The sequence below is a fragment of the Pseudomonas sp. NIBRBAC000502773 genome, from assembly GCF_006517195.1.
Classification (GTDB): domain Bacteria; phylum Pseudomonadota; class Gammaproteobacteria; order Pseudomonadales; family Pseudomonadaceae; genus Aquipseudomonas; species Aquipseudomonas marginalis.
Window position 1 is genome coordinate 709,445 of record NZ_CP041189.1, and the last position, 24,592, is coordinate 734,036.

Below are 24,592 nucleotides of genomic sequence, written 5' to 3' on the forward strand. Positions count from 1 at the left end.
GGAACCTCCATGGAATTGCAAATGCGTCAGCGAGCGACGGCCGGTGGCGACTGAGATGCCTGGGCCGTGCGGGCTTCCAGTTGTACGATTTGGTTGAGCAGTACCGGTACGTCCAGGATCAGGGCCACCGCGCCGCTGCCCAATATGGTCGAGCCGCTGATGCCACGCAGTGCGCCGAACAGCTTGCCCAGGGGTTTGATCACGGTCTGGAACTCGCCGAGCAGGTCATCCACCACCAGCCCGGCCTTATGCTCGGCGTAACGCACCACCACCACATTCTGGCGCCGGGTTGCGGGGCCTTCGTGGCTGAAGTGGTCGCGCAGGTGCACCAACGGCAACACCTCGCCACGCAGATCCAGATAGCCCGTGTCGCGACTGGACTGGCGCTGGTGCTCATCCAGCTCGATACACTCCTGGACCATGTCCAGGGGAATCACGTAGGTGGATTGGTCGATGCCGACCAGGAACCCATTGATGATCGCCAGGGTCAGCGGCAAGCGAATGCGCACCACGGTGCCCTGGCCGGGGCGGCTGTCGAGGTCGACGGTGCCGCGCAGCAAGGTGATATTGCGCTTGACCACGTCCATGCCGACACCGCGACCGGACAGGTTGGTCACCGCCTCGGCGGTGGAGAACCCGGCCTCGAAGATCAGGTTGTAGATCTCCTGGTCGGTGAGCACCGCACCGCTGGCCACCAGCCCGCGCTCCTGGGCCTTTTGCAGGATGCGATCGCGATTGAGGCCGGCACCGTCGTCGGCGATCTCGATGACGATGCTCCCCGAGTCGTGATAGGCATTGAGGCTCAGATGGCCCTTGCCCGACTTGCCGGCCGCACGCCGCGCATCGGCGCTTTCGATGCCGTGGTCCATGGCGTTGCGCAACAGGTGCATCAGCGGGTCGCCGATCTTCTCGACCACGGTCTTGTCCAGTTCGGTTTCCGCGCCGCTGATGCTCAGTTCGATGTCCTTGCCCAGCTCCTGGCTGATATCGCGCACCACGCGGCGAAAGCGGTTGAACGTGTCGCCGATGGGGATCATGCGCAAATGCAGGGCGCCATCGAGGATCTCTTCCACCAGCCCCGAGACTGTCGAGGAGGCCTCGTGCAACGGGTCGTTGTTACAGGACCGGGCCAGCAGGTTCGCGCCGGCGCTGGCGATGACCAGCTCGCCGACCAAGTTGATCAATTCGTCGAGTTTGTCGGCGTTGACGCGCACGTAATTGCCGTCGCGGCTTTTCGCTTCGCCGCTCGCCAGACGCTGCGGTGCAGCCGTCACAAGGGCTGGCTCGGCCTGCGTGCCCGGCTCGCCCGCCGGGGCCTGGGTGCTGTCGGGCGCTTCATCGACGGCACTGATGTGCACCTCACAGTCGTCACGCACGAAATCGAACACCTCGTTGAGGCTGGCGTGGCTGGCCGTCGAGCGCAGATCGATCTCGAAACCCAGGTAGCAGCTTTCCGGGTCCCAGCTGTCCATGGGCGGGATGCTGTCGGTCAGGGTGGCGACCTGTATCAACTGCCCCAAGGTCTCGAGGTAGCGCAGAAATGACAGCGGGTCCATGCCATTACGGAACACATCCGTGCCGAAGCGCAGGGAAATATGCCAAAGCACTTCGACCGCCGCGTCGTCGGCCACCTCAGCGGTTTCGACGCTGGCAACGGCGGTTCGTATCGGCTGATAGGCACTCAGCGCCTCGCGCAATGCCTCACCGCGCTCCAGAGCGGCAGGGGTCGGCGTCTCACCGCGGTTGGCGACCACTTCGACCAGTTCGAGTATATGGTCGCCGCACTTGAGCAGCAGCGCGATCAAGGCGGCGTCCACCGCCACACTGCCTTCGCGCAGGCGGTCAAGCACGTCTTCGACGATATGCGTGAACCCCACGATCGACGCCAGGCCGAAAAGGCCCGCCGAACCCTTGATGGTATGTGCGGCGCGGAAAATCGCGCCGATGGCATCCTGGTCGCCGGGCTCGCTTTCCAGTTGCAGCAGGGATTGCTCCATGGCCTGCAACAGCTCGCGCGCCTCAACGATGAATGTCTGTTGTGCCTGATCGAGATTGATGCTCACCGTGACTTTCCTTGTCGATCAAAAAACCTGGGAAGCGCTGGCTATGAGGCCGCGCTGCGACACAGTTGGACCGCCTGCGTGACCGCCTGGCTCTGGCCGGTCACGCTCAAGGCTATGCCGGCATTACCGGCCTCACGCCGGATGACCGCGAGCAACTGCAAGCCGGCGCCATCCATTTCCGTGACCTCAGACAGGTCCAGCTCCAGGCGGGGTGCCGCGCCCATCTGCGGCAGCAGCGCCGCCGCCAGTTCCGCTACGGTGTAGATCGTAAGCTCGCCGTCAATGCGCACGTGGGCCGTGTCGTCGAGTGTTTCAGTGGTAATCGGCATGGGAGCCTCCCTGGCGCCGGGGTCAAGGCAGAATCAGTTTAGACACAGCTGCCAACATCTGCGCAGGCTGGAACGGCTTGACCACCCAGGCCTTGGCGCCGGCAGCCTGGCCCTCGGCCTTTTTCGACTCCTGAGACTCGGTGGTGAGCATGATGATCGGGGTGAACTTGTAGTTGGCCAGCTTCTTGACCTCCTTGACGAAGGTGATGCCGTCCATGTTGGGCATGTTCACGTCGCTGATGATCAGGTGCACTTTCTGCCCGGTCAGCTTGCCCAGGGCATCCTTGCCGTCGCTGGCCTCGATGACGTCGTAACCGGCGCTTTTCAAGGCTATGCCGACCACTTGCCGCACGCTGCTGGAGTCGTCGACCACTAATACATTCTTCGCCATGATGTGCTCCTAAAAGAAAGTGATGTCTTGAGAATTCTGCTGCACGGCCGCCTCTCCATGGTGCAGGCGCCGTTGCTCGTCGGTGGCATAGGTGGCTTCCATGCGCGCCAGCCATTGGCGGGCGTCGACGGCCACCGGCTGGTCCGGGGCCTGGCTGGCCTGCAGGAGGTGCTCATGCAGGGCCTGCATGTTGTCGCGCACGTGGCTGAGGATCTGGCTGACCCGGTCCTGGAATTGCAGGTTGACCAGCACTTCGGTCATCTCATCCCGGATGCCGTAGCTTTCCTGCTTGAGCAGATCGGCGGATTCGGCCAGGCGTCCGGTGATGTTCTGGAAGCGTTCGAGCACCACTTGAATACTGTTTTCGGACTCGGCCACCGAATGGCTGTCCTGGTCGGCACTGCTGGACGCGGCCTGGACCAATTGCGTAATGGCGTTGTTGATGATGTCGACCTTGGCCGACATCTGCTGGCCGGTTTCACTGGATTTGCTCGACAGGCTGCGCACCGCGTCGGCCACCACCGCAAAACCGCGCCCGGCCTCACCGGCACGCGCCGCCTCGATGGCTGCGTTGAGGGCCAGCAGGTTGGTTTGCGCGGCAATCGCCGCCACATCGGCGGCCATGGTCCGCAGCTCGCCGGTGTAGGCGGTCAGGCTGCGGACCTGGGCCAGGGTCTGGTCACGGCTGGTTTGGGTGGCCTTGAGCGAATTGATCACCTGGCTCAGCTCGCTGTCACTGCGTGCCAGCACCTCAAGCGCGCCGTCGGCGGCCTGCCCGTCCAGTTCGCCGGCCGCGTGCTGCGAGGCTTGTACCGTCTCCTGCAAGCGTGCGGCGATCCCGGTGAAACGGTTGGCCAGGCTCACGATCGCTTCTTCGGTCTGATGGCGCGAGCTTTCCACCTGCTTGGCCCAGATGGGCATGGCGCCCAGCAATACCTCGTCGAGCTGGGCACGAGAGGCCATGCCGTCGTGCGCCGCGTGCGCATCTGACTGATCCGCCTGTGCAAGCGCTTGCTGCATTGCGTTGCGCTGCGAACCCGCGCTCCACGCACAGGCACCGAGGCCGATCAGCACCAGTACCGTGCAAGCCAGCAGATTGGCCGGCGAGGTTGATTGCACAAGTATCCACAACACGGCGGGCACGACCGGGATCAAAGCGAACCAGCGAAAACGTGGATAAACGGGAAGAGGCAGGCGGCTGGATTGGCGCTGGGGCATGAGTTCGATCCTTGAACGTTGTTGCGGATGTAAGTGACATAGTTGTTATCTGCGCTGTAACTTGCAACTTGAGGTGACTTGAGTGCCTTCCGTCTGGTTTATGACCGCAGGGTGACATATCGGGCAATTCTGGGTCCTTGTTCCTGAAGGATCAGCGGTGGTTTACCGAACAGGGGTTTGTCGCAAGCGCTGGCTAGCGAGTCTGTCTTTCAGGCTGAAAAATCTCTTTGTGGTGAGGGCGGTTGGTTCCGTGGCGGCCTTCGGGCCGACCATGTCGTTGGGTTTGACCGAGTACATATCCGTTGCTGCGGTCACGGCCGCCTATGGTTCCGCTCTTACAGCGGGTCACTTTTGGAAAGAGCCCAAAAGTAACCAAAAGGCTCTCGCCCCACCACTCGGTACCTCGCCTAGGCTCGGTATGCCCTCACTCCGGCTTGAATCCGTGGGCCGCCGTAAGGGCGGAACCCATAGCGGCCGTTACCGCAGCAACGGATATGTACTCGGTCAACTCCAACGACATGGTCGGCCCGAAGGCCGCCACGAAAGTAAGCTGCCCATACTCAGGATTGCCTGACCACCGCGCGTCACAGAGCTGCGCCTTCATGTTTGCACCAAAACAAAACGGCACCTGGGTGCCGTTTTGTGTTCCACGCCCCGGCGCGTTTACTTACGCGCTGCCTCCCACTGCTTGAGCAGGTCGCCATAGGCCACGGTCTCGCCTTTCGGTTTCTCGTTGGCCAGTTTCGGTTTCGGCGCGCCCGGCTGGTCGAACCAGTATTGCGCGTCACGCTCAGGGTTCATTTTCGGGCCGCACACCGGCTGCACCTTGGAGCGTTCCAGGCGCGTCATGATCGCGTCCTGCTCCTTGGCCAGGTTGTCGAGGGCCTGTTGCGGGGTTTTCTCGCCGCTGGCGGCGGCGGCGATGTTGCTCCACCACAGTTGCGCCAGGCGTGGGTAGTCCGGCACGTTGGTGCCGGTCGGGGTCCACTCGACCCGTGCCGGGCTGCGGTAGAACTCCACCAGGCCACCGAGTTTCGGCGCCATGTCGGTCATGGCCTGGGAGTTGATGTCGGACTCACGAATCGGCGTCAGGCCGACGATGGTTTTCTTCAGGGACACGGTTTTCGAGGTCACGAACTGCGCGTAGAGCCAGGCCGCGAGTTTCTGCTTCTCCGGCGTCGACTTGAGGAAGGTCCAGGAACCTACGTCCTGGTACCCCTTCTTCATGCCCTTTTCCCAATACGGCCCGACCGGCGACGGCGCCATGCGCCATTTCGGCGTGCCGTCGGCATTCACCACCGGCAGGCCCGGCTTGGTCATGTCGGCGGTAAACGCGGTGTACCAGAAGATCTGCTGGGCGATGTTGCCCTGGGACGGCACCGGGCCGGATTCGGAGAAGGTCATGCCCGCCGCTTCCGGGGGGGCGTAGGCTTTCATCCAGTCTACGTATTTCTGCGTGGCGAATACCGCCGCCGGGCCGTTGGTGTCGCCGCCACGGGTGACGCTGGAGCCTACCGGGTGGCAGTCCTCTACGCGGATGCCCCACTCGTCCACCGGCAAACCGTTGGGCAGGCCCTTGTCGCCGCCACCGGCCATGGAGAACCAGGCATCGGTGAAGCGCCAGCCCAGGGACGGGTCTTTCTTGCCGTAGTCCATGTGCCCATAGATACGCTTGCCGTCGATTTCCTTGACGTCTTCGCTGAAGAATTTGGCGATGTCTTCATAGGCCGACCAGTTCACCGGCACGCCGAGGTCATAGCCGTATTTTTCCTTGAACTTGGCTTTCAGCTCCGGCCGCTCGAACCAGTCGGCGCGGAACCAGTAGAGGTTGGCGAATTGCTGGTCGGGCAGCTGGTAGATCTTGCCGTCCGGCGCGGTGGTGAAGGAGATGCCGATAAAGTCCTTGATATCCAGGGTGGGCGAGGTGAAGGCCTTGCCTTCGTTGGCCATCAGGTCGGTGATGGATTCGGTCTTGCCATAGCGAAAGTGCGTACCGATCAAGTCGGAATCGTTGACCCAGCCGTCATAGATATTCTTGTCGGACTGCATCTGGGTTTGCAGTTTCTCCACCACGTCGCCTTCCTGCAGCAGGTCGTGGGTCAGCTTGATGCCGGTGATTTCGCTGAAGGCCTTGGCCAGCACCTTGGATTCGTACTCGTGGGTGGTGAGCGTTTCCGACACCACGTTGATTTTCATCCCTCGGAACGGTTCGGCGGCCTTGATAAACCACTTCAACTCCTCAAGCTGCTGGTCGGCCGTAAGGGTCGACGGCTTGAACTCGCTGCCGATCCATTTCTTCGCCGCATCTTCATACGCATCAGCCCAGGCCGAAGCGCTCAAACCGCTGAGGGCCAGTACGGCGGCCAATGAAATGCTATGTCGCAGCTTATTGTTCTTATTCAACATAGAGACCTCCTGGTTGTTTATTCATAAGGGCACTAGCCCCAACGCATCACACTCAACAGCCATACCAGGGAGAGCGCGGACGCTACCCAGATGCTCCAGTCGGTAACGCCGATCACCAGCAAATGCAGGTAGGCGCTGCCGAGAAGACCGATAAACAAGCGATCACCACGGGTGGTGCTGATCGGCAGGACGCCGCGCCGCGGGATGCTCGGCGAGCGCAGCTCCCAGGTGGTCATGCCCGCCAGAATCAGGGCAATGCCGCCAAAGAACAGTGCAGTGGGGGTGGTCCAGGCCATCCATTCCATCATCGACTCCTCAGACCCGGCCCAGGGCAAAGCCCTTGGCCACGTGGTTGCGAACAAACCAGATCACCAGCATGCCGGGCAGGATGGTCAACACCCCCGCCGCTGCCAGCACGCCCCAATCGATACCCGAGGCCGACACCGTACGGGTCATCACCGCGGCGATGGGCTTGGCGTTGACCGAGGTCAGGGTGCGCGCCAGCAGCAGCTCGACCCAGGAAAACATGAAGCAGAAAAACGCGGTCACACCGATGCCAGAGCCGATCAGCGGGATAAAAATCTTCACGAAGAACTTGGGAAAACTATAGCCGTCGATGTAGGCGGTTTCGTCGATTTCCTTGGGCACCCCGGACATGAAGCCCTCCAGGATCCACACCGCCAGCGGTACGTTGAATAGGCAGTGGGCCAAGGCCACGGCGATGTGCGTGTCGAACAGGCCGATGGACGAATACAGCTGGAAAAACGGCAGCAGGAACACCGCCGGTGGCGCCATGCGGTTGGTCAGCAACCAGAAGAACAGGTGCTTGTCACCCAGGAAGCGGTAGCGCGAGAAGGCATAGGCTGCCGGCAACGCCACGCTCAGGGAAATCACCGTGTTCAGGCTCACGTAGTACAGCGAGTTGAGGTAACCGGTGTACCAGCTCGGGTCGGTGAAGATCACCTTGTAGTTGGCCAGGGTGAAATCCTGCGGAAACAGGGTCAGCCCGCCGAGGATTTCGGTGTTGCTCTTGAAGGACATGTTCAGCAGCCAGTAGATCGGTACCAGCAGGAACAGGATGTAGATCAGCAGCGGAATAACCTTGCGCTTGCTCATGTTGGCGGCCTCAGCGGTTGGCGTCGGAGTGGGTCATGGCGGTGTAGAACAGCCAGGACACCAACAGGATGATCAGGAAGTACACCAGGGAAAACGCCGCCGCCGGGCCCAGGTCGAATTGGCCTACGGCCATCTGGGTCAGCGTCTGACTGAGGAACGTCGTGGCATTCCCCGGCCCACCGCCCGTGAGGACGAAGGGCTCGGTGTAGATCATGAAGCTGTCCATGAAGCGCAGCATCACCGCGATCAGCAGCACGCTTTTCATCTTCGGCAGCTGGATATGCCGGAACACCGCCCACGCCGAAGCCCGATCGATACGTGCGGCCTGGTAGTACACATCCGGGATCGCTCGCAGCCCGGAATAACACAGCAGCGCCACCAGTGAGGTCCAGTGCCACACGTCCATCACCAGCACGGTGACCCAGGCGTCCATGGTGTTGGCAGCGTAGTTGTAGCTGATGCCCAGGGCGTTGAGGCTGTAGCCCAGCAGGCCGATATCGGCGCGGCCGAAGATCTGCCAGATGGTGCCCACCACGTTCCACGGAATCAGCAGCGGAATGGCGAGGATGATCAGCACCAGCGACGACCAGCGGCCCTTGGTCGGCATGGTCAGGGCGATGGCGATGCCCAGGGGAATTTCGATCAGCAGCACGCAGGCCGAATAGATGAACTGGCGCAGCAGCGAGTCATGCAGGCGCGGGTCGAGCAGCACCTGCTTGTACCAGTCGGCGCCGACAAAGTAGCGGCTGGACTGGTCGAAGATGTCCTGCACCGAATAGTTGACCACCGTCATCATCGGGATCACCGCACTGAATGCCACCAGCAGGAACACCGGTAACACCAGCCACCAGGCCTTGTTGTTCTGCACCTTGTTCATGGCTGCACCTCCAGCAGGTAGTCGTCGGCATACACCATCAGCCACTGCGCGGGAAAGCTGATGGACGCCCTGCCCTCGGGCACCGGTTTGTCTTCGGCCAGGCGCACCTTGAGGGTGGCGCCGTCAAGGTTGAGGGTCATGATCTTGTAGGTGCCGAGGTCTTCGAGGTGAGTGACATCGGCTTGCAGGGCGTCAGGGTTGTACTCGTCCCACACGTGAATGAATTCCGGGCGGATCCCCACCTGCAGCGTCTTGTAGTCGCTGCCGGCAATGCGTTGCTGCAAAGCCTCGGACAACGGCAGAACCGTGCTGGCAAAGCGCACACCGCCGGCCTCGGCCTGCACTTCGATCAGATTCATCCCAGGGCTACCGATGAAATAGCCGACAAAGGTGTGGCTGGGCCGCTCGAACAACTCACGGGGCGTGCCGAACTGCACGATCTGCCCGCCGTACATCACCGCGATCTTGTCGGCGAAGGTCGAGGCCTCAAGCTGGTCATGGGTGACGTAGACCATGGTGATATTGAACTGCTCATGGATCTGCTTGAGCTTGCGCCGCAGCTTCCACTTGAGGTGCGGGTCGATCACCGTCAGCGGTTCGTCAAAGAGGATGGCCGACACGTCATCCCGCACCAGGCCACGGCCCATGGAGACTTTCTGTTTTTCATCGGCGGTGAGGTTGCGGGCTTTTTTGCTCAGCAGGTTTTGCAGGTCGAGGACTTCGGCAATTTCCTGCACTTTGCTGTGAATTTTCGCCTCGGCCATGCCCTGGTTTCGCAGGGGAAAGGCCAGGTTATCGAACACGGTCATGGTGTCGTACACCACCGGGAACTGGAACACCTGGGCGATGTTGCGTTTTTCCGGGGTGAGGTCATTGACCACTCGGGTATCGAACAGCACCTGCCCTTCGGACGGGCTGAGCAGGCCGGAGATGATGTTGAGCAACGTCGACTTGCCGCAGCCCGACGGCCCGAGCAAGGCGTAGGCACCGCCCTGCTCCCACACGTGATTCATTGCCCGGATGGCGTAGTCCTCAGGGCCGCTAGGCGTGGGACTGTAGCTGTGCGCCAGGTTCTGCAAATGGATCTCGGCCATCAGGCAACCCTCGCGACGCGGCGCCCGGGGGCCTGGACCAAACGGCCCTGGCCATCGAACACAAACAGTTTATGGGTGGGGATGTACACGCGGATCGGCGCGTCGACGTCGTACTCATGCACCCCCGGCAGGTGCAGCACCAGCAGGAAGTGCTCGCTGCGCACATGCAGGAAGGTTTCCGAACCGCTGATTTCGGCGACTTCCACGGTCACCGCCAGCTCGAGGTCGTCGTCGTTGCTCGGCACCAGGCTGATATGGCTGGGGCGCACACCAAAGCGGAATTCGCCTTCGCCGATGGGACGCAGGTCGACGTTCAGCGGGAAGTGCACGAAATTGGCGAAGCTCACCTCGTTACCGCTGATACGCCCCGGCATCAGGTTGATCGGCGGCTCGGAAAACAGCTCGGCGGCCAACACGGTCTGTGGCTGGTGATACACCTCGGCGGCCTTGCCGCTCTGGATCACCCGGCCTTCGTGAAGAATGGTGGTAGTGCCACCCAGGGCCAGGGCCTCGTTGGGCTCGGTGGTGGCGTAGATGGCAATGGTGTGCCGCGCCTTGAACAGCTCGCGCATTTCCTGACGCAGCTCTTCGCGCAGTTTGTAGTCCAGGTTCACCAGCGGCTCGTCGAACAGGATCAGTTCGGCATCTTTCACCAACGCGCGGGCCATGGCCGTGCGTTGCTGCTGGCCACCGGACAACTCCAGCGGGTGACGTTGCAGGAATTTCTCGATGCGCAGCATCCGCGCGGTTTCCAGCACCTTGCTCTGGATCAGCTCGTTAGACACACCGGCCTGGCGCAACGGCGAGGCGATGTTTTCGAACACGGTCATGGTCGGGTAGTTGATGAACTGCTGATACACCATCGACACGTTGCGCAGGCGCACCGGTTTGTGGGTGACATCCACGCCGTTCATCAGGATGCGCCCGCTGTCGGGCTTGTCCAGGCCCGCCATCAGGCGCATCAGGCTGGTCTTGCCGGACAGGGTGCGGCCCAGCAGGACGTTGAAGGAGCCGGCTTCGAAGCGCAGGTTGGCGTCGTCGATCCAGGTTTGGCCTTCGACGACGCGGGAGACATGTTCCAGGGTCAATGACATGACACGACCTTTTTTATTATTGGAATGAATCTGGCCAGTCGTCAGAGCGAGTTTCATGCCAAAAACGGCAGGTGCTTGATCCGCAAGGAAATGGGTTGAACGTGATGTTCAGGAGCGAACAGAAATGAACAGGTCTGGCTGAACAACTGAACAATCCGGGGGTTGACAATGAACAGTTATGAACAACACTCTTTGAACCCGATTGACTTCGTTGCATCCGTTGATTGTGCAAGACCCCAAAACAATAAAAAGAAGGTCGCTCCATGGCCGAACCCCTGGCTCACGACACCCTTATCCAGGAATCCTGGCGCCGTTGCCGCGCCTTCGGCCTGGACCACCAGAGCACGCCCAGCTTCGATCAACTGCCCGCCGAGGGCATCAGCCAATTGCTGGAAAGCCAGCATTCCCTGGTGCAGACCACGCACCAGGAAGTCCTGCCCTACTACGAAAACATCCTGAGCAATTCCAACTGCCTGATCATGCTGGCCGACAACCAGGGCCAGGTATTGACCAGTTGGGGCACCCAGCGCTTTATCGAGCCCAAGCTGGCCCGAGGGTTCAGCGCCGGGGCCAGCTGGATGGAGCGCTCCAGCGGCACCAATGCCATCGGCACCGCACTGGCCTGTGCCCAGGCGGTGCATATCGAACATGACGAACACTTCCTCAAGGCCAACCGCTTCATGACCGGCTCGGCAGCACCGATCTTCGATGCCCAGCGCGAAATCATCGCGGTGCTGGATGTCTCCAGTGACAGCTACCTGCCGCCCTCCCACACCCTGGGCATGGTCAAGATGATGAGCCAGACCGTGGAAAACCGGCTGATCCTCAACCTGTTTCGCGGCGAACATTTCCAGCTGACCTTCAACACCGGCCTGAGCAACCTCGACAGCCAATGGGCGGGCCTGCTGATCTTTGATGAGAGCGGCCAGGTGCTTTCGGCCAACCGCCGGGCAGACAACCTGCTGGGCATCAGTCTGTCGCGGGTGATGATCGACAGTTTGTTCAAGGTGTCGCTGCTGGAGTTGCTCAATCAGCCGGAGGGCCTGCCCTTTTCGCTGCAGGCGGCGGGACGCAATCGCTTCCAGTGCCTGCTGAAGCGACCGAAGCAGATGCCGGTGCAGGCCCGTGTGTTCAGCGAACCCGTTGCGCCAAAGCCCGCCGCGATTGGCCTGAAGACCTTGCACTTTGGTGATGTGCGCGTGGAAAAAGCCGTGCGCCAGGCCGAGCGCCTGCTGGAGAAGGACATCCCGCTGCTGATCCACGGGGAAACCGGGGTGGGCAAGGAAGTCTTCGTCAAGGCCCTGCACCAGGCCAGTTCCCGCAGCCAGCAGGCGTTTATCGCGGTGAACTGTGCGGCGATTCCCGCCGAGCTGGTGGAATCGGAACTGTTCGGCTACGAAAAAGGCGCGTTCACCGGCGCCAACCAGAAAGGCAGCATCGGCCTGATCCGCAAGGCCGACAAGGGCACGCTGTTCCTCGATGAAATCGGCGATATGCCGCTGCCGACGCAAGCGCGCCTGTTGCGGGTATTGCAGGAGCGTTGCGTGCAACCGGTGGGCAGCAGCGAGTTGTTCCCGGTGGATTTGCGCATCATCTCGGCCACTAACCGAGCCTTGCGCGAGCAGGTCCAGGCCGGGCGCTTTCGCGAGGACTTGTACTACCGCATCGGCGGCCTGACCCTTGAATTGCCGCCGTTACGCGAGCGCAGCGACAAACGGGCGCTGTTCCAGCAACTGTGGCAGCAATACCGGGAGCCAAGCCAGTGGGCCGGGCTCAGCGCCGAGGTGCTGGCGCTGTTCGAACAGCACCCGTGGCCCGGCAACCTGCGTCAGGTGAGCAGCGTGTTGCAGGTGGCGCTGGCGATGGCCGAGGAACAGCCGATCCGTCCGGAGCATCTGCCGGACGATTTTTTTGTCGATTTGAACCTGACGGCGCCACTGCCCGCCAGTGAACACCTGGATGCCAGCATCGACCTGACCCAGCGCTTGAAGGCCGCCGGCGGGAATATTTCCCACCTGGCGCGGGAGCTGGGCGTGAGCCGCAACACCCTGTACAAGCGCCTGCGCCAGAACGAACGCTAGCGCGGCTTGACCACCACCAGCAAGTCGGTGAAGTACTCCACCTGGATCGGCAGGTTATCCGCCAACGTCGACAGCGCCGCCGCCGTGTCATCCAGCTTGAACACCCCCGTCACCCGCAGGTTCTGCAGGGCCTGGGGGTCGAAGCGCAGCAGGCCGTGGCGGTAGCTGGCCAGGGTTTGCAGCACTTCGCTCAAGGGTTGGTCGTTGACCTTGAGCAGGCCACGGGTCCAGGCGTCCGGGTCGGTGTCGTCGGTGGCCCGGGGCGGTTGGGCGCGACCATGGTCGAGGATCGAACGCTGGCCGGCAGTGACCTTGACCCCTTCGCTGCTGTCCCCTTTGACCGCCACGGTGGACTCGATCACCGTCACCACCGTCGTGCCGTCTGGCGCGCGCTTGACCAAATAACGCGTGCCCAGTGCCGTCGCCGTGCCTTGGTCGGTGCGCACCACGAAGGGCCGTTGCGCATCCTTGGCCACGTCGACCCAGAGTTCGCCTTGCAGCAGTTCGATCACCCGTTGGTGGCCGTCGAATTTCACGTCCACCGCCGAGTTGCTGTTGAGTTGCAACTGGCTGCCGTCTTCAAGGGCGATCTGGCGCCGCTCACCCACGCCGGTGCGCTGGTCGGCCATCCACACCGGCAGGTGCGTAAGGCCCAGCCAGCCGCAGAGTAATACGCCGAGCACGCCCATCGCCTGGGCACCGCGCGCGCGACGCGGGGCAAACGCGCGGTTCAGGGCCAGGCGTGCAGGTTGTGCAGGCAAGGTATCGAGGCTGCCCCACAGTGAGCGCATGCGCTCGATGGCGACCGCGTGACGAGGGTCGGCCTGGCACCAGGCGTTGAAGGCCTGACGCTCGGCGTCGCTGACCTCTTCGTCGTGCAGGCGGGTCAGCCAATTCGCCGCTTGCTGGATGATCTGTTCGGAACTCATGCCAGCGGGTCTGCCGCATGCAGGCTGTGGTAGCAGTGCACCAGGGCGCTGGAGATGTAGTTTTTGACGGTGCTGGCGGACACGTCCAGGCGTGTGGCGATTTCACTGTAGGTCAGCCCGTCGAGGCGACTCAGCAGGAAGGCTTCGCGGGCCTTGGCGGGTAAGCCGGCAAGCATTTCGGCGATGCGTTCCAGGGCTTGCAGGGCCACATGGATCGCGGCCGGGTCGGGCATGCCGGCATCCTCGCTCTGGATCACCAGAGCTTCCATGTAGGCTTTTTCAATGCGTCGACGCCGGGCGCCATCGATCAGCAGGCGCCCCGCCGTGGTGGCCAGGAAGGCCCGGGGTTCCTGGATATTTTGCGGCTCGGCCAGCATCAGCACACGGATGAAGGCATCGTGGGCCAGGTCGGCGGCGTGCTGGGAACACCCCAGTTTTCTGCGCAGCCAGCCCTGCAACCAGCCGTGGTGCTCGCTGTACATCGCCGTAAGGGTCTGCTGACGCACTGAATCGCCCAGCGCGGCCGGAATGTCATGCATGCGCAAAAGAGTCTCAAATGGGAAGAGTTACCAATTGCGCAAACAATGCCAGTAAAACGGTGTAGGAGCAAGGCCCTCCCCGTCGCAGCCTGCTCGCCACAGGGGGCTGGATAGCTGCGGCTTAGCGCCAGCTCCATGAGACACCGGTGTAGATTCCGCGGCCGTCGGCCGGGGTTGAGCGTGCGACATCCAGGCCCTTGTCGTCGTAGCCCGGCGTGACGGTGTTGGCGTAGCGACGGTTGGTGAGGTTGCGCAGGTCGACCCAGGCTTGCCAGTCCTGCTTGGGTGCGTCGTAGCCGAAGGTGGCGCCCAGGAGGGTGTAGGACGCGGCGTAATAGGAATTGGCGTAATCCACCGCCACCCGCGAGGAATGCTCGGTATTGAGGCTGGTGTAGAAGCCCGTCGGGTGGCTGTAGCGCAGTTGCGCCTGATAGTAGTGCTGGGGGATGCCCGGCAAGCGGTTGCCGCCGAAACGGTCGTCGTCGCGGTAGTGGAAGTCGCTGAAGGTATAGGCCTGGCGCAGGTCGAGCTTACCGCTGCGGCCACCGTCCCACAGCGGGCTGAGCAGGCCCAGTTCCACGCCCTGGTGCACCGTGGGGCTGGCGTTGGATTCGGCGACGATGGCATTGCTGGTTGAGGTCTGGGCCTGGGTTTCCACGGTAAGCAGTTCGTGGCGCACTTCGGAGCGGTACAGCGCCAGGTCCCACTGGCCGAGCCATGCTTCGCCACGGCCACCGATTTCCAGGGTGGTGGCAGTCTGGTTTTTCAGGCTGACGCCTTCGCGCTGTAATCCAGTGGCCGGGCCGCTGCCCGCTGGAAAGTATTTGTTGGAACCCCATATCATCGACCACGCATGCGGCGGCTCGACCGAGCGGCTCAAGTTGCCGTACACCTGCAATTGCGGGGTGAAGTCATAGCGCAGGCCGATGCGCGGTGCGTAGTCCCAGTCATGCTGGCTGAGCGGTGCCTGGCCTTCGGGATAGGTGACCTGGGTCTCGCGGCGGGTGTAGATCGCGGCCAGGCCGGTGGTCAGCCACAGGTCCTGGGCCAGTTCCAGGTCGTTGCCGATATGCAGCACGGTGTCGGAGCCCAGGTAGCTGTAGTCGCGGGTCTTGGTGCCGGGGGCGTAGGTTGCGGTGTTGCCGGCTGGCGTGCGCACGTATTCCGATGCGCCGTTGTTGGGCATCGCCTGGGTGGTGCGCAGGCCGAGGGTAGTTTTGCTGTCGTGGCCGAACAGCGTGTCCTGGCGGATGTAATTCAAGGTGTTGCTGATATCGGTGTAGGCCACCTTGAGACGGTTGGTGCCTTCGCGCAGGTCCATCGGGTAATCGTGATAGGCCAGCCCGACTTCCAGGCGCGAATTGTCGTCCAACTGCAAGGTGGTCTTGTTGGCGATCCAGGTGGAACCCGGTTGCAGGCGCTTGGAATCGCGGGCAGCGTTGAGACTGTTGGCGGCGCGCGGGTCGTGGCTGATCTGGGCGCGGGTGAGTTTGCCGGGGGTGTCGTTGGTGGTTTCGCGGTAGCGGAAATAGAAGCGGGTTTCCAGGTCCGGGTTGAAGCGGTAGCCGAAGTTGGCGGCCATGCCCTTGCCGGTGGCGGCGCTCTGGCGCTGATAGCCGTCGGATTCCGAGTCGGTGAGGCTGATGTAATAGTCGGCATCCCCCAGCACCTGGCCCGAACTGATCTCGCGCTGGGCATAGCCACGGCTGCCGGCTTCGTAACGCACTTGCAGTTTGGGCGCATCGTAGCCGGTATGGGTCACGTAGTTGACCGCGCCGCCCAGGGCCAACGCGCCTTGATCAAAACCGTTGGCGCCGCGCAATACCTCGACGCGGCTTTGCCACAATGGGTCCTTGAGTTCATATGGGGTGCCGCCGGGGCCGGTCAGCGGCAAGCCATCGAACATCTCATAGAGCCCGGAGGCGTGGGCACCTGGGCTGCGGTTCAGGCCCGAACCGCGAATGGACAGCTTCACCCCTTCGTTATTCGCCGCCTTGGCATACACACCCGGCTGGTACTTGAACACGTCTTCGTTGGTGCTCACCCGCCCCTGCTGCACGCTGCTCATGTCGATGTAATTGGTGGCGCCGGGCACGCTCTTGAGCTGCGCCTGGGCCACTTCGCCGACGCCGGCCTCGGGCGTGGTGACTTCGACCGGTGCCAATTGCAGGTCTTCGGCGTGCACCAGGGAGCTAAAGGTCAGGGCGGCGAACAGGAACGGAGGTGGGCGCAGCAGCATGGGCGGATCCTTGGAATTCGGGGGCGTGAAAGGCTGGGCCGTCACGCGAACAGTGATGGGAAGACAACGATGCCCGCCAAGTCACGCCTTAATAACGGACCAGACCCTTCCCACAACAGCGTCGGACCGGATTTATTTTTTAAGTCCAAAATCGAATTAATACATGCAAACTCAGTATTTAAAGAAATAACCAGTACGCATTACTGTGGAGCCATTGAGTCACCTACGAGATCGCCTCCCATGCCTGCATCCGCCACCGTCATCGACTTTACCCTCCACCGCAAACGCCGCCAGGCACGTGCTGCGGCCGAGTTGATGTGGGCGATGTACGCGGCGCGCGCAGGGTTGGCGGTGTTTACCACCCACGCCGCAACGCCCAGCGATACACGCCGGGCGTAGGCCTATGAATTTCCTGCATGTGATTCCCGAACCGCCCGAACCGCTGCCCAAGCCCAGCACCGATGACGATGTGATCAGCTTGTGCGTGGCGCATAACCTGCAACGCCTGCGCAGCAAACGGCACTTGTCACTGGACGCACTTGCACGCGCCTGCGGCGTGAGCCGGGCAATGCTGGCGCAGATCGAATCCGGGCGCAGCGTGCCGTCGATCAAGGTGTTGTGCAAAATTGCCAAGGGCCTGAAGGTGTCGGTGGCGGCGTTCCTGGAAGATCGCGCGTTCGAAGGGGTGGAAGTGTTGCCGGCGCAGCAGAGCAAGCGCCTGGTGAGTGCCGATGGCGCGTTTATCAGCCGCGCATTGTTTCCCTACGATACGGCACGCCAGTCCGAATTCTACGAGATTCGCCTGCGTGCGCTTGGGGAGGAAGTGTCCAAAGGCCACGGCCCGGGCATCCAGGAAAACCTGGTGGTGGCCCAAGGCGTGCTGGAAGTCAGCGTCAATGACGAGCGCTACCTGCTGTCCACCGGCGATTCAATCCTGTTCTACGCCGACCAGCCCCACCGCTACCGCAACCCGGCGGACAGCGAAGCCGTGGCGTTCCTGGTGATCACCTACCCCGAGCGGCTGGATTAATCACGGCAAAAAAAAACGCCCCGACTTATCGGGGCGTTTTTTCATCGCGCGGGACCTGTCAGCAGGTGCAGCACATCATCGGCATGCCGTTGCAGCTCATCATCATGGGCATGGCGCAGTCGTTCATCATTTTGTTCATGAGCATGCAGCAGTTGTTCATCATGTCCATGCTCATGCCCGGCATCGGCATCATTTTGCACATCATGCCGTCGGCCATCATGGTGCATTCCATGACGCACTTCATCATCGGCATCGGCATGCCCATCATCGGCATCATGTTCATGCCGGTCATCATGGCCATGGCGTCGGCCGACATGCACATCATCGACAGGTTGGCGCACTGCATCATCATCGGCATGCCGCAGTTCATCATCATCGCCATCATTTCGGCATTGGTCTTGAACTGGGCCATGTCCATGCCGGCTGCCGGCTTCATGGTGCACATCATGGCGTCAGCGGCCATTTCGCATTTCATGGTGGCCATCATCATCGGCATGCCCATCATCGGCATCATTGGCATGGAGGTGTTCATCGGCATCTGCATTGCATTCATCATGTTCGAAACTCCGTAATCGACAGGAAATGGCTAGGTTCTGGTGCCGATTCTAGAGAGGCCGGAGGGCTGCACAAGACGCCGGCAGAGCAGCAGGAATGGATGTTCCCGGGGACGCTTTGTCGAACAAGACAGCTGCATCGGGTGCGATGACAATGAATCGGACGCTATTGCGTTACTTGCATCCGTTACCTGGCGTGAATGGACGTCATGGATATTCGATTGAGGAATCTCGTCCAACCTTAAGGAAATAAACGATCTAACGGATGACCCTAGCCGTCGGGCTTCTCCAGCGACTGCATCAATTCATCGGCCTCCGAGCCCGGTGGCAACCTGAACCCATGCATTTCATCAGCAGCAAGAATTTCATCCAGGGCGGCGAGCAACTGCGCTTCTGTCGGCGAGTCCCGCAGCAGTTTATGCGCGGGGAGCAACAACTCGGAGGGAACGCCCTGAACGCTGGCAGCGTCGATCACAGCGAAGAGGATAAAGCGCAGGCGTATTTCGCGGTCCGTCGGCCAAGCCGTTTTTCGCTTACCCAAGGTAGGGCCTCGTTTTTTCAGAAAAATCCGAGGCTATTGTGCACAGACAGCTGTTTCAAGCATCGGGATGCAAGACAGGCAAATTCCTACAGCAGAAAGAGAAACAGCACTCCCCAAGGCCACATTCAACGCTTAAAAGGCTTGCCGCCGGCAAAATAAGCTCGGCTCATGCCCGGCTGCGTTGCAACTCCAAGGTGGTGCCGATAAGCCGCGTAAATATACTCAGGATTTCGAACATCTGTGGGTTCTCAAGCTGCTTGGGCAACACATCCAGGGCGCACAAAGTGCCGAAGACGGTGCCATCCGAAAACACAATGGGCAACGAGATATAACTCTCAAACCCATGGGCCTTGGGCAACGGATGCTCCCAGAACACCGGATCCTTGCTGGCGTGCTCGATGATGATCGACTTGCGATTGGCGCGTGCCTGGTTGCATAGGGTGGCTTCGACCCGCAACTCGTCGCCCACCTCCAGCCCGAAATGCAACTCATCGTGCACGGCACAGGCCACCCAGTGACTTTCGGTCATCTTGGAAATGGCGGAAAACCGCATTCCAGTCAAACGCGTGGTGAGTCGCAAAATGTTGGACGTGGTTTCAATTTCCGTAATGGCGTCCAACTCTTCAACCGTTAGATGTTTGATAACGCTCTCCTCCAGTCACAGGCGTCATCACTGCATCGGCCATCGGTGGTACGGCTTAACTCACTGCCGACGAAATGCATTACTGCACGGGCAGGAAATTCATCAGCAACAGGCTTTGTGCATAGTTAAGCCCAATACGGCGGTAGCGCTCGTCGAGCATCTGGGTCAACAGGTCAAGGCGCGCAACAATCTTGCCGAACTCGACGGCGAAACTCAGGTTGCTGCCCTCCTCCGAGATCTCGTTGGAAAACAGGAGCAGGACGCCATTTGCATCCTGGCGCTTGCTGAGCAACCAGGTGGCCTTCTCGATATTGCGCGCGGCGTTGCTGACGAACTGCGGGTTGATCGAGTCGGTAATGTAGAACTCGGTACGCCCACCGTGGGCGGTCACGATCATACTGCCGATGGCATAGATAAACGCCCCGACCCGGTCGCCCTGAAACTCAGGGCTCAAGGAGTAGCTCAGCGCCGCCAGGTCGCGACGCTCCCCGAGGGCAGGCAATGAGCGGCGCTGCTCAATGGCCAGGCGGATCTCCCGCGCAGCGCTCACCGCATCCGGATAACCCGACTGGCGCCACTGGTTGGGGTTGCGCAGGTAGAGCTTGTTCATGAGCAAATACAGGCTTTGCAAGTTGTCGCGCATGCCCAGGGTTGCCATGCGATCGACACTGGTCTGGAAGAATTCATCGGGTTTGCCGTTACTGAACTGCTTGGCGATGTCGCGTCCCTGCTGCTGGGTACAGCCACTGGCGCAGAGCATTAACACCACGGCCAGCCACAGTGGCCGACGCACTTGTCGAGTCTTGAATAAAAGTAACGTGCGAGCCATCGGCACCCGATCTGGTTCTTTTGCCCGCGCGGGAAATCGGCAGGGCTGGGACAAAGATAGATTGGAGAAATGAAAAAAAGTGCGATGGGCTGGGCAGATAGTTGTAAGCAGAGCATGCCGGGCGCTGAATCGGCCCAATCGTGAAAGATTCGTTTCAGGGCCTATACTCAATGGAACAGTTGCGAGTGTTGTTGGCGATCCAGGGAGGATCTACATCGCGTACGGCACTTCTCCCCCGCAGCTGTACAGGAGGGTCGCACAGATGAAACATCCCATTCGAGCTCAGATTTTTGTCCAAGTGATTTGCCTGCTATCGGTGGCTCAGCTTTTCTGCTGAGCCATGGGTCACTGCCTTTAAGATCAGCTGCGAGTGTGGCTGGGGCAGTTTTCGCCCTGTATTTGGGGCCATCAACTTAAATGCCATTGCTGCCGCAGTAGCGTTCGCGCGGGTTTCAAGCGCGGACGGCCCGACACTACGCGTCTGGTATTAACGCGAATGTTTCATTTATCCAGATTCACCAGCTCGTGCATCCGCGCCCCTATCATTCCCCGCAACCATTCAGCGTGGAACGCCATTTCGTCCAGAGAGATACCCTCACCCAACTGATATTCGAAAACCTTGTCCTTGGGCCCCTGACCCACGAGGTGGAAATGCCCATAGCGATCAAACCGGGCGAGGACGTAGGGGCAGACGTAAATGATGTTGCTGAATGGCACCCGCACTTCGTAGGGCCCGCGGCCACGACGGATAACCGTGAGGCTAAGCAGTTGCTGGTTTTCATCGAACGTAAAGGCCTCCACGTGAGGCGTAGAGGCCATCCAGGCAAACATCGCACCGATGAGCACTGCGGTACCGAGCATGAACAGGATGAGCGTCGACGTCGTAAAACTCGATTCAGCGCTGGGCGGCGCGCCCTGCAGCGCTCCGAGCCCGGCCAGGAGCAACATCACCAGCCCGTAGCCCGGCAACAGCATCAGTAGCGCAATGTAGAACCCCAGGATCCCCCGACCACTGCCGCCAACGCTCGGTAGATCCGGGCCGTAATACCAGGTGGGTGGGTGCGCGACAGGGCTTCCAGTGCTTGGCGCTCCGGGAAGGGTGGCGACGAGGTGAGGCGGGTCTTGACGGTTCATCCAGCAGGCTCCAGGGATTGCAGCGTTCAATAATGGGCGAAAAACCAGGAGTCTTCGCGTACCCCTCAAACCGTTAGTTGGACGCCCGCCTACGGGCAGCCTTACTTGAGCAGGGCAATCACCGCGCAGACAATCATGATCGCCAGCGCCGGCCACTGCATGGGCATGAAAAAGAAGTGATGGCGCACGCCATCTTCATGCACCTGCCGATTCAGGACAAAGCCCAGCACGGTGTTGATGGCCGAGCCAATCCCCACACCCATCAACAGTTGCATCAGTGAGGTATTGCCGGGTTTGACGCTGGGGTCGGGCCACACCCCCATCAGCAACAACACCATGGCCACCGGCGTGAACAGTGTCAGCCAGCCTGCGCCGCGATAGATCATCGTTTAATCCTCATGAATGACACGATTGGCTCAAGCCGGCTCGCGTGCTTGCTCTTCAACCGCAAACACGGAATCGAGTGTGTTGAGGAACAGGTCGTGGCTCAGAATGCCGGTGGCGATGGTCGACAACACGGGTTTGCCGCTCTCGTCCTTGATCACCACCTTTTCGGTCCAGGCGTTGAGGTCGACGGTACGCAGCGACGACATCGGCACCTTGCGCCCCTGGTATTCGAGGAAATCCCGGCTCACCACAATCGGCGTCGTGGTGATTTTGAGGAAGTTGCCGCTGACGCGCTTGCCCCAGACCTGCCCGGAGCTGATGCAATTAAACCTGACTGCCCCACCCGACTCCAGCGTCGCCAGCACCCCCGGCAGACGTGCACGTACGTGCAGCTCACGGACCAACTGCTGGAAATCGTGAAAACCCTTGAGGCTCTCGATCACTCGATGAAACGGCTCGGAGGCATTACGACGGTAAGCCACATTGGTGATCATGCCGGTCAGCACGGTTTGCCCGGAGCCGAACAGATACAGGTCATCAATCTCGGCAAAGGCGGTGTATTCGCGCTGATCGTTGATGATGCGCTCGATACCATGTTCATACACGTCGTAAAGCGGCGCACGCAGTTTCCTGTGCCAGGCGTAAGCGGCAAATACACCCAGCCCGAGAACCGCCAGCAAAGCGCTGGTGGCGTAAATCAAGGTATGGGGGCTGCTGAAGTTGAAGGCCATGCCACGGGACGTCTGGAGGCTGACCGGCCCCTCATTGCCCGGTGGCAGGATCGTGCCCAGATACAACACAAACCCGGCGAGACCTAACAACACAACGCCAAATATCAAACTGAAAATCAGAAAACCCTTGCCGTGACGGAAACTGGCGATCAGTTCGCCGGTGGCGGAAGGCGCTTGGGAGGGGGATGACTGCATAACGCTTGCGTCCTTGTAATGGGGTTGCGCGCACCGCTGTTTATGCGGGGCCGATTGAACCCTGCCGTCATTGGGCGGGCTTGGCACGGCAGGTTGGAACATGGCCCATTAACATCGTTCCCTGTGCATATGGGTTAATGCCAACGGGTTCACAACGTTCGCGACATTGGGGCCGGAAACACGAAAGCCCCGCTAAGGCGGGGCTTTCGTTTAAGTCCTGGCGGGAAACCACGCCTGGGACCCTCGTCATCTTTCGGACAATGCAGCGCTTGCTTCACCAGAGATGGAAGTCTTTTTCAGCGTTTCCCTAGCGGGCAAAAGACGTCCCCGGACGCGGAATCATTATCGGGCTTGGCGAAGCACAAGCTCCGACAGACGGGTCTTAACTCGGAAGCAGAACTCACGAATTTGAAATTGATAAGCCGGCATAACCATGTAGTTTAAATCGGGACCCAATGAGTCTTTAATTTCCATGTATTTGGCAGTCTTGGCAGCAATGGCCTGGTATTGCGCCTCGTATTTATCGTAAGACGCTTTGTTGTAGACCTTTAAAACATCCAATTCTTTACGGCATTGCTCAGCGCGATTTTGGTTCAAGTTTGTTTCTGATTCTGACTGAGCCGCCTCCGGAGAAGCTGCTTTCGGCGCGTCAGCACTGGCGTTCGTGGGTGCAGCCTCATATCGCACAGTCCATTTTTCTGGTGTCGAAGGTGCGACTTCAGGCGGTGCTTCCTGGACGACGGCAGGAGGTGGAGTCACATCAGGTTTTTCTGGAGTTTTCGTAGCGCATCCAGAGAGGGCAAGCCCTACCACTACAACGATGCCACACATTTTATCCATCGGTTCCACCAAGAGGTAATTACGGATGGCTGAGTCGTTAGGTTCTGGGTAAAAGTAATAACTCATTCAATGATCGAGTGTAATTTTTCTACCAGCCTCAAGGCGCTCAGCCTCTCTTCCTTGAGTGCGCAGATGAACGATAGTAGTAAAAAAACAAAAAGATGACGAGCAAAAGCTGACTGGAAAAACCACAAATTCAATGTGCCCGTTGAAGTGGTTTCAGTTGCGTGATTCAGATCCCGGGCTGCATCGGCAATCATCAATATTGGTTGCGCGAGTCTGCTACAGGGCACAGTAAGCAGAAGATCGCCAAACCCCAGAAACACAAAAGCCCCGCAATCGCGGGGCTTTCGTTTGAATCTTGGCGGGAAACCAGGGATTCGAACCCTGGGAACGCTATTAACGTTCGCCGGTTTTCAAGACCGGTGCATTCAACCACTCTGCCAATTTCCCTTGTGCATCACAGGATTAGGATAGCCCATCCTGTCTCAGCGGGCGCCATAATACCCGAATGAAACACACTGTCAAACTCTCGCCATCGCTTGTTACAGAGCGTCTGTTATGATCTTTGCGACTGAACGTTTCAAAACCGAAGGAGTGTCGCCATGCGCGAACAGAATTACGCAGTGAATGGTAACGCGCAGGCTGAGCAGCTTGAAGTCAGCCGCGTGTTGCGCAACACCTATGGACTGCTCGCCCTTACCCTCGCATTCAGCGGCTTAATGGCGTTCGTGGCCCAGCAGATGCACGTCGGCTACCCGAATATCTTTGTCGTACTGATCGGTTTCTATGGCCTGTTCTTCCTGACCAACAAGCTGCGTGACTCGGCCTGGGGCCTGGTGTCGGCGTTTGCCTTGACCGGCTTCATGGGCTTTATCCTCGGCCCGATCCTCAACCGTTACCTCGGTATGGCCGGCGGTGCGGAAGTGGTCAGCTCGGCGTTTGCCATGACCGCCCTGGTGTTTGGTGGTCTGTCGGCCTACGTGCTGATCACCCGCAAGGACATGAGCTTCCTGGGTGGTTTCATCACCGCAGGCTTCTTCGTGTTGCTGGCGGCGGTGGTGGCGGGCATGTTCTTCCAGATCAGCGGCCTGCAACTGGCTATCAGCGCGGGTTTTGTGCTGTTCTCCTCCGTGTGCATCCTGTTCCAGACCAGCGCCATCATCCACGGCGGTGAGCGCAACTACATCATGGCGACCGTCAGCCTGTATGTGTCGATCTACAACCTGTTTATCAGCCTGTTGCAGATCTTCGGCATCATGAGCCGCGACGACTGATTTACTCGCTGCATAAAAAATGCCCCGTATCGAAAGATGCGGGGCATTTTTGTTT

At 60.3% G+C, this 24,592-nt stretch carries 25 protein-coding genes and 1 tRNA gene; 5 read left to right on the forward strand and 21 right to left on the reverse strand.

Annotated elements, in window-relative coordinates; all coding sequences use genetic code 11:
- Positions 1 to 26: 26 nt before the first annotated feature.
- The 10 genes from NIBR502773_RS03150 to NIBR502773_RS03195 all read right to left on the reverse strand — a co-directional run bounded on the left by NIBR502773_RS03150 (position 27) and on the right by NIBR502773_RS03195 (position 10,588).
- Positions 27 to 2,063 carry a chemotaxis protein CheA gene (locus tag NIBR502773_RS03150; RefSeq protein WP_141155352.1) on the reverse strand — a complete coding sequence of 679 codons (2,037 nt, stop codon included), beginning with the start codon at positions 2,061 to 2,063 and terminating at the stop codon, positions 27 to 29.
- A gap of 41 nt (positions 2,064 to 2,104) precedes the next feature.
- Positions 2,105 to 2,392, reverse strand: coding sequence for a lipid asymmetry maintenance protein MlaB (locus NIBR502773_RS03155; protein WP_141155353.1), 288 nt, complete (start codon positions 2,390 to 2,392; stop codon positions 2,105 to 2,107).
- Between the two features lie 22 nt (positions 2,393 to 2,414).
- Positions 2,415 to 2,783: a response regulator gene (locus NIBR502773_RS03160; protein WP_065873103.1), complete on the reverse strand. Its 369-nt coding sequence runs from the start codon at positions 2,781 to 2,783 to the stop codon at positions 2,415 to 2,417.
- 9 nt (positions 2,784 to 2,792) lie between these two features.
- Positions 2,793 to 4,001, reverse strand: coding sequence for a methyl-accepting chemotaxis protein (locus NIBR502773_RS03165; RefSeq protein WP_141155354.1), 1,209 nt, complete (start codon positions 3,999 to 4,001; stop codon positions 2,793 to 2,795).
- 663 nt (positions 4,002 to 4,664) lie between these two features.
- A complete protein-coding gene (locus NIBR502773_RS03170; protein WP_027607296.1) occupies positions 4,665 to 6,407 on the reverse strand; it encodes an ABC transporter substrate-binding protein in 1,743 nt (580 codons plus the stop codon).
- A 32-nt stretch (positions 6,408 to 6,439) separates the two neighbouring features.
- Positions 6,440 to 6,712, reverse strand: coding sequence for a DUF2160 domain-containing protein (locus NIBR502773_RS03175; protein ID WP_027607297.1), 273 nt, complete (start codon positions 6,710 to 6,712; stop codon positions 6,440 to 6,442).
- A 10-nt stretch (positions 6,713 to 6,722) separates the two neighbouring features.
- A complete protein-coding gene (locus NIBR502773_RS03180) occupies positions 6,723 to 7,523 on the reverse strand; it encodes a carbohydrate ABC transporter permease (protein WP_003174634.1) in 801 nt (266 codons plus the stop codon).
- A 10-nt stretch (positions 7,524 to 7,533) separates the two neighbouring features.
- A complete protein-coding gene (locus tag NIBR502773_RS03185; protein WP_025858174.1) occupies positions 7,534 to 8,400 on the reverse strand; it encodes a carbohydrate ABC transporter permease in 867 nt (288 codons plus the stop codon).
- The gene (locus NIBR502773_RS03190; RefSeq protein WP_141155355.1) at positions 8,397 to 9,494 is read right to left on the reverse strand and encodes an ABC transporter ATP-binding protein; all 1,098 of its coding nucleotides are present in this window, start codon (positions 9,492 to 9,494) and stop codon (positions 8,397 to 8,399) included. Before NIBR502773_RS03190 ends, NIBR502773_RS03185 begins: the two co-directional genes overlap by 4 nt.
- Positions 9,494 to 10,588 (reverse strand): ABC transporter ATP-binding protein, encoded by a 1,095-nt coding sequence (locus tag NIBR502773_RS03195; RefSeq protein ID WP_027607299.1) that lies wholly within the window; start codon positions 10,586 to 10,588, stop codon positions 9,494 to 9,496. Before NIBR502773_RS03195 ends, NIBR502773_RS03190 begins: the two co-directional genes overlap by 1 nt.
- 263 nt (positions 10,589 to 10,851) lie before the next feature.
- Here NIBR502773_RS03195 and NIBR502773_RS03200 point away from each other — a divergent pair, with 263 nt between their 5' ends.
- A complete protein-coding gene (locus tag NIBR502773_RS03200) occupies positions 10,852 to 12,669 on the forward strand; it encodes a sigma-54-dependent Fis family transcriptional regulator (RefSeq protein ID WP_141155356.1) in 1,818 nt (605 codons plus the stop codon).
- On the opposite strand, the gene NIBR502773_RS03205 is transcribed toward NIBR502773_RS03200, so the two are convergent.
- The 3 genes from NIBR502773_RS03205 to NIBR502773_RS03215 all read right to left on the reverse strand — a co-directional run bounded on the left by NIBR502773_RS03205 (position 12,666) and on the right by NIBR502773_RS03215 (position 16,376).
- Entirely contained in the window at positions 12,666 to 13,598 is a 933-nt protein-coding gene (locus NIBR502773_RS03205) for a FecR family protein (RefSeq protein ID WP_141155357.1), read from the reverse strand. The genes NIBR502773_RS03200 and NIBR502773_RS03205 overlap by 4 nt on opposite strands.
- Positions 13,595 to 14,137, reverse strand: a complete 543-nt coding sequence (locus NIBR502773_RS03210) for a sigma-70 family RNA polymerase sigma factor (protein WP_141155358.1) — start codon at positions 14,135 to 14,137, stop codon at positions 13,595 to 13,597. The genes NIBR502773_RS03205 and NIBR502773_RS03210 overlap by 4 nt, the downstream gene beginning before the upstream one ends.
- Positions 14,138 to 14,258: 121 nt before the next feature.
- Entirely contained in the window at positions 14,259 to 16,376 is a 2,118-nt protein-coding gene (locus NIBR502773_RS03215) for a TonB-dependent receptor domain-containing protein (protein ID WP_141155359.1), read from the reverse strand.
- A gap of 240 nt (positions 16,377 to 16,616) precedes the next feature.
- On the opposite strand from NIBR502773_RS03215, the gene NIBR502773_RS30600 reads away from it, so the two are divergent.
- From NIBR502773_RS30600 to NIBR502773_RS30705, 3 genes are all read left to right on the forward strand, one after another.
- Positions 16,617 to 16,775 carry a hypothetical protein gene (locus tag NIBR502773_RS30600; RefSeq protein ID WP_162844266.1) on the forward strand — a complete coding sequence of 53 codons (159 nt, stop codon included), beginning with the start codon at positions 16,617 to 16,619 and terminating at the stop codon, positions 16,773 to 16,775.
- Positions 16,776 to 16,779: 4 nt separating this feature from the next.
- Positions 16,780 to 17,406, forward strand: coding sequence for a helix-turn-helix domain-containing protein (locus NIBR502773_RS03220; RefSeq protein ID WP_065941794.1), 627 nt, complete (start codon positions 16,780 to 16,782; stop codon positions 17,404 to 17,406).
- Positions 17,407 to 17,471: 65 nt separating this feature from the next.
- Positions 17,472 to 17,978, forward strand: a complete 507-nt coding sequence (locus NIBR502773_RS30705) for a hypothetical protein (RefSeq protein ID WP_174562737.1) — start codon at positions 17,472 to 17,474, stop codon at positions 17,976 to 17,978.
- A 253-nt stretch (positions 17,979 to 18,231) separates the two neighbouring features.
- On the opposite strand, the gene NIBR502773_RS03230 is transcribed toward NIBR502773_RS30705, so the two are convergent.
- The 8 genes from NIBR502773_RS03230 to NIBR502773_RS03270 form a co-directional block, all read right to left on the reverse strand.
- Positions 18,232 to 18,501, reverse strand: a complete 270-nt coding sequence (locus NIBR502773_RS03230) for a hypothetical protein (RefSeq protein ID WP_065941792.1) — start codon at positions 18,499 to 18,501, stop codon at positions 18,232 to 18,234.
- Positions 18,502 to 18,667: 166 nt separating this feature from the next.
- Positions 18,668 to 19,054: a GAF domain-containing protein gene (locus NIBR502773_RS03235; RefSeq protein WP_083236513.1), complete on the reverse strand. Its 387-nt coding sequence runs from the start codon at positions 19,052 to 19,054 to the stop codon at positions 18,668 to 18,670.
- A 169-nt stretch (positions 19,055 to 19,223) separates the two neighbouring features.
- Entirely contained in the window at positions 19,224 to 19,973 is a 750-nt protein-coding gene (locus NIBR502773_RS03240) for a hypothetical protein (RefSeq protein ID WP_115488836.1), read from the reverse strand.
- Positions 19,974 to 20,474: 501 nt separating this feature from the next.
- A complete protein-coding gene (locus NIBR502773_RS03250) occupies positions 20,475 to 21,107 on the reverse strand; it encodes a hypothetical protein (protein ID WP_141155361.1) in 633 nt (210 codons plus the stop codon).
- Positions 21,108 to 21,208: 101 nt separating this feature from the next.
- Positions 21,209 to 21,493: a hypothetical protein gene (locus tag NIBR502773_RS03255; RefSeq protein ID WP_027607310.1), complete on the reverse strand. Its 285-nt coding sequence runs from the start codon at positions 21,491 to 21,493 to the stop codon at positions 21,209 to 21,211.
- A gap of 30 nt (positions 21,494 to 21,523) precedes the next feature.
- A complete protein-coding gene (locus tag NIBR502773_RS03260; protein WP_141155362.1) occupies positions 21,524 to 22,420 on the reverse strand; it encodes a hypothetical protein in 897 nt (298 codons plus the stop codon).
- Positions 22,421 to 22,762: 342 nt separating this feature from the next.
- Complete coding sequence (locus NIBR502773_RS30810) at positions 22,763 to 23,326, reverse strand: hypothetical protein (RefSeq protein ID WP_257228137.1); 564 nt, start codon at positions 23,324 to 23,326, stop codon at positions 22,763 to 22,765.
- A 296-nt stretch (positions 23,327 to 23,622) separates the two neighbouring features.
- Positions 23,623 to 23,713, reverse strand: a tRNA-Ser gene (locus NIBR502773_RS03270).
- A 152-nt stretch (positions 23,714 to 23,865) separates the two neighbouring features.
- Between NIBR502773_RS03270 and NIBR502773_RS03275 the strand changes: the two genes are divergently transcribed.
- Complete coding sequence (locus tag NIBR502773_RS03275; RefSeq protein ID WP_115488832.1) at positions 23,866 to 24,537, forward strand: Bax inhibitor-1/YccA family protein; 672 nt, start codon at positions 23,866 to 23,868, stop codon at positions 24,535 to 24,537.
- Positions 24,538 to 24,592: the final 55 nt, after the last annotated feature.

Bases quoted from the DNA above. Each gene is read 5' to 3' on its own strand.
- NIBR502773_RS03155 (WP_141155353.1), bottom strand. From the start codon at position 2,392: ATGCCGATTACCACTGAAACACTCGACGACACGGCCCACGTGCGCATT.
- NIBR502773_RS03195 (WP_027607299.1), bottom strand. From the start codon at position 10,588: ATGTCATTGACCCTGGAACATGTCTCCCGCGTCGTCGAAGGCCAAACC.
- NIBR502773_RS30810 (WP_257228137.1), bottom strand. From the start codon at position 23,326: ATGAGTTATTACTTTTACCCAGAACCTAACGACTCAGCCATCCGTAAT.
- NIBR502773_RS03255 (WP_027607310.1), bottom strand. From the start codon at position 21,493: ATGATCTATCGCGGCGCAGGCTGGCTGACACTGTTCACGCCGGTGGCC.
- NIBR502773_RS03240 (WP_115488836.1), bottom strand. From the start codon at position 19,973: ATGGCTCGCACGTTACTTTTATTCAAGACTCGACAAGTGCGTCGGCCA.
- NIBR502773_RS03220 (WP_065941794.1), top strand. From the start codon at position 16,780: ATGAATTTCCTGCATGTGATTCCCGAACCGCCCGAACCGCTGCCCAAG.
- NIBR502773_RS03180 (WP_003174634.1), bottom strand. From the start codon at position 7,523: ATGAGCAAGCGCAAGGTTATTCCGCTGCTGATCTACATCCTGTTCCTG.
- NIBR502773_RS03170 (WP_027607296.1), bottom strand. From the start codon at position 6,407: ATGTTGAATAAGAACAATAAGCTGCGACATAGCATTTCATTGGCCGCC.
- NIBR502773_RS03215 (WP_141155359.1), bottom strand. From the start codon at position 16,376: ATGCTGCTGCGCCCACCTCCGTTCCTGTTCGCCGCCCTGACCTTTAGC.
- NIBR502773_RS03260 (WP_141155362.1), bottom strand. From the start codon at position 22,420: ATGCAGTCATCCCCCTCCCAAGCGCCTTCCGCCACCGGCGAACTGATC.
- NIBR502773_RS03200 (WP_141155356.1), top strand. From the start codon at position 10,852: ATGGCCGAACCCCTGGCTCACGACACCCTTATCCAGGAATCCTGGCGC.
- NIBR502773_RS03165 (WP_141155354.1), bottom strand. From the start codon at position 4,001: ATGCCCCAGCGCCAATCCAGCCGCCTGCCTCTTCCCGTTTATCCACGT.
- NIBR502773_RS03275 (WP_115488832.1), top strand. From the start codon at position 23,866: ATGCGCGAACAGAATTACGCAGTGAATGGTAACGCGCAGGCTGAGCAG.
- NIBR502773_RS03235 (WP_083236513.1), bottom strand. From the start codon at position 19,054: ATGCGGTTTTCCGCCATTTCCAAGATGACCGAAAGTCACTGGGTGGCC.
- NIBR502773_RS03250 (WP_141155361.1), bottom strand. From the start codon at position 21,107: ATGAACCGTCAAGACCCGCCTCACCTCGTCGCCACCCTTCCCGGAGCG.
- NIBR502773_RS03190 (WP_141155355.1), bottom strand. From the start codon at position 9,494: ATGGCCGAGATCCATTTGCAGAACCTGGCGCACAGCTACAGTCCCACG.
- NIBR502773_RS03185 (WP_025858174.1), bottom strand. From the start codon at position 8,400: ATGAACAAGGTGCAGAACAACAAGGCCTGGTGGCTGGTGTTACCGGTG.
- NIBR502773_RS03160 (WP_065873103.1), bottom strand. From the start codon at position 2,783: ATGGCGAAGAATGTATTAGTGGTCGACGACTCCAGCAGCGTGCGGCAA.
- NIBR502773_RS03210 (WP_141155358.1), bottom strand. From the start codon at position 14,137: ATGCATGACATTCCGGCCGCGCTGGGCGATTCAGTGCGTCAGCAGACC.
- NIBR502773_RS30600 (WP_162844266.1), top strand. From the start codon at position 16,617: ATGCCTGCATCCGCCACCGTCATCGACTTTACCCTCCACCGCAAACGC.
- NIBR502773_RS03205 (WP_141155357.1), bottom strand. From the start codon at position 13,598: ATGAGTTCCGAACAGATCATCCAGCAAGCGGCGAATTGGCTGACCCGC.
- NIBR502773_RS03175 (WP_027607297.1), bottom strand. From the start codon at position 6,712: ATGGAATGGATGGCCTGGACCACCCCCACTGCACTGTTCTTTGGCGGC.